Below are 3061 nucleotides of genomic sequence, written 5' to 3'. Positions count from 1 at the left end.
GGGCTGGATCTCCAGGGGCGTCTTGAGGGTCCGGAAGCTCTCCTCCACTTCCAGGAGTCCCTTGTAGGCCAGGGCCACCTCCTCCGCGGACTGGTGCGAGGTGGTCCACAGCACCCACTTGCCGTCGTAGTGGGCATCCTCCCGGATCTTCGCCCGGTTGACTTGCGGGCGGGTTCCTTCGGTGACGAGGTAACGCCGGGCCGGGCCTTGAGGTACTGCTTCCAGGCCGAAGGGCTTTGCCGTAGCGCCTCTACGAGCCGCGCCACCATCTCGGCCCGCTGGCGCCGGTCATCCGCCGCCGACTCCGGGTTGAAGCAGACCAGCACCCGCCGGTCCCCTTCGCGGTGCAGCTCCTTGACGAAGAGGTTGGGCTTCACCTGCCGGTAGCGGCCGGCACTGGCCAGGGCCTGCCTGGCTGCATGCCAGCGCAGGCGCACCCCGACAATGTAGGGGATCTGGCTCGACTTTTACACTTCCGGCCTCTCTTCGGTGACCGACCCCCTTCAAAGCCCGTCATGACGCGGGGCACCTCCGGAGAGACGCAGATGCGTAGTGGCACGTTTGGGGGTTGCGGCTGGGTGCAACCCTTGACAGCAATGGGATAGATGCCCCATAATGGGAGTGTCATGTTCGTGCGGGTCAACGAGCAGCGCAACAAGGACGGCTCGGTGCGCCGCTATTTGCAGCTCATCGAGGCCATCCGGGTCCACGGCAAGCCCCGCCAGCGGGTCATTGCCACCCTGGTGCGGTGGGACCGGCCGGACGCCCCCCGGCGCATCGACGCCATCCTGGAGGCCCTGGGCGCCTTTGCCGAGCGGCTGACGGTGCTGGACCTCCAGAAGGACCTGAGCGCCGAGGCGGGCCCTGCCTGGGGGCCGGTGCTCGTCTTCCGGAGGGTGTGGCAGGAGCTGGGCCTCGAGCGGCTGTGGACCTGGCTGCAGGAAGAGACGAAGGTGAGCTTCGAGCTGCCGGAGGCCATCTTCGCCCTGGTGCTCAACCGCCTGATGGATCCCGGCTCGCGCAAGAGTCTGGTGGAGGAGTGGCTGCCGACGGTCTGGGAGCCGCGCTTTGGGGGCCTGGCGCTCCACCACTTCTACCGGGCCCTCACCTACGCCCACCGCTTCCATCACCGGGTGGAGGACTTCCTGTTCGCCCGCTTCACGGATCTCTTCCACCAGGAGCTGGAGCTCGTCTTGTGGGACACGACCTCCGTGCGCTTCGAAGGGAGCCACCCGACGCGGCTGGCCCGGTTCGGCAAGGCGAAGGACCGGCGCAGCGACCGGCGCCAGATGGTGGTGGGGGTGCTGCTGACCCGGGAGGGGTGGCCGCTGGCCCAAGCCGTCTACCCCGGCAACCTCAACGACGTGAAGGCGACGCTTTCCATCATCGGGCAACTGAAGCACCGCTTCGCCTTCCGGAAGGTAATCTTCGTGGCCGACCGGGGCTCGGTGGGGAAGCGGACCCTGGAGGCGCTGGAGGAGGCGGGCTTCGAGTACATCGTGGGGATGCGGATGCGGGGCGTGCGCACCGTGCGGGACGAGGTGGTGGGAAGCCCCGGCCGCTACCGGGTGGTCAGCCCCACCCTGAAGGTGAAGGAGGTCGTCCGCCGGGGCCGGCGCTACATCCTGGCCTTCAACCCCGAGGCCGCCGCCCATGACCGGAAGGTCCGGGAGGAGGTCGTCCAGCGGCTGCGCCAGGCCCTGGAGGAGGGCAGCCCGAGCGATCTCATCCACCACAGCCGCTACCGCCGGTACGTGACGATCCGCAAGGAAGCCGTCCAGATCAACGAGGCGGCCATCGAGGCGGATGCCCGCTACGACGGGAAGTTCGTGGTGCTGACCAACACGGACCGGGACCCGGCGGAGGTGGCGCAGTCGTACAAGACGCTCTGGCGGGTCGAGCGGGCCTTCCGGGAGCTGAAGAGCTCGCTGGAGATCCGGCCGGTCTACGTCTGGACCGAGGCGCACGTGCGGGGCCACGTGATGATCTGCTTCCTCGCCTTCGTGCTGGAGTCGTACCTGCGCCACCAGCTGGGGGAGGCCGTCTCCTACCGGGAGGCGCTGGCCGACCTGGCCAAGCTGCGGGCGGTGCCCCTGCAGGTGAAGGGCAAGCGCTACCTGCTGCGCACGGAGCTGGAGGGGACGGCCTCCACCGTCTTCCGCCTCCTGGGCATCCGCCCGCCCAATCGCGTGGAGGAATTGCCTCCCACCCGGGTCGCGTAGTGGCACGTCCATCGCGCGTCCTCTCGAAAGGCCGTCGTCACGGGAAACCTGCAGACCGAGGTGTCAAAGTCGAGTCTGGACCTGCTCCAGGGCCTGCAGGTTCTCGCTGCTCACCATGCCCCGGTCGGCCACCACCGTGAAGTCCCCCACGGGAAGCTGCGTGCAGAAATGCCGGGCCGCTTCGGCGAAGCTGACCACGTCGTTTTGGTCGCCGGGAAAGACCCAGTGGCTCAAGGGGAGCCCCTCCCGGCTGGTCAACAGGGCCAAGCGGACCTGCACCAGGTCGGGCCGGGTGGGGCTGTAGCCATAGCCGGCCAGGCCTAGCGGCCCGCGGCCTTCGAAATGGATGGAGGTGGTGTCAAAGAGGGTCAACGTCACGTCGGCAAACAACCTGCCGGTGAGTACCTGGGTCAGCGCCCGCTCCAGCCCCACCTCGATCGCCGCCAGGGCGGCCAGGGCCCGGTAGGTGTGGTGGAGCCGAATGGCCTCGAAGCCTGGCCAGCGCACCCGCCGCAGCCACTCCCGCACCAGCGCCCGCTCTGAGGAGGGCTCGATGACCCGCCCGAAGACGATGGCCTTGATCACCGTGGCCACATCGAAGGCGAAGCGCCGGCCCCGCAGCTGCTCGGCCAGGATCCGGTCGAGCTCCAGCTCGTGCTACAGGTGCTCCAGCACCATCAGTCGCCCGACCTCCCGGCTGGCCCCGACCTCGACGTCGCTGGGCTCGACATCCTGCCGCCCCTCCGCCCAGGCCACCAGTTGGCGGGCCAGGCGGTGCAGCTTCTCCCGGTCGAGCTGGTCTTCCCGGCCCAGGCTGGCGATGACGCGCTGGCGGGTGC

General features: G+C 68.8%; 3 protein-coding genes. 1 reads left to right on the top strand and 2 read right to left on the bottom strand.

Annotation, left to right across the window (positions count from 1 at the left end; translation table 11 throughout):
* The first annotated feature begins 632 nt into the window (after positions 1-632).
* Positions 633-2222 carry an IS1634 family transposase gene (locus AB1609_19445; protein MEW6048618.1) on the top strand — a complete coding sequence of 530 codons (1590 nt, stop codon included), beginning with the start codon at positions 633-635 and terminating at the stop codon, positions 2220-2222.
* Positions 2223-2285: 63 nt separating this feature from the next.
* On the opposite strand, the gene AB1609_19440 is transcribed toward AB1609_19445, so the two are convergent.
* Positions 2286-2816 carry a hypothetical protein gene (locus tag AB1609_19440; protein ID MEW6048617.1) on the bottom strand — a complete coding sequence of 177 codons (531 nt, stop codon included), beginning with the start codon at positions 2814-2816 and terminating at the stop codon, positions 2286-2288.
* Positions 2817-2879: 63 nt separating this feature from the next.
* Positions 2880-3061 (bottom strand): hypothetical protein (locus AB1609_19435; GenBank protein MEW6048616.1); only part of this gene is annotated, 182 nt, incomplete at its 5' end.

It is taken from the genome of Bacillota bacterium (assembly GCA_040754675.1).
GTDB lineage: Bacteria > Bacillota > Limnochordia > Limnochordales > Geochordaceae > Geochorda.
Note: the sequence above shows the minus strand (reverse complement) of the source record. Positions and strands in the feature narration are given on the sequence as shown.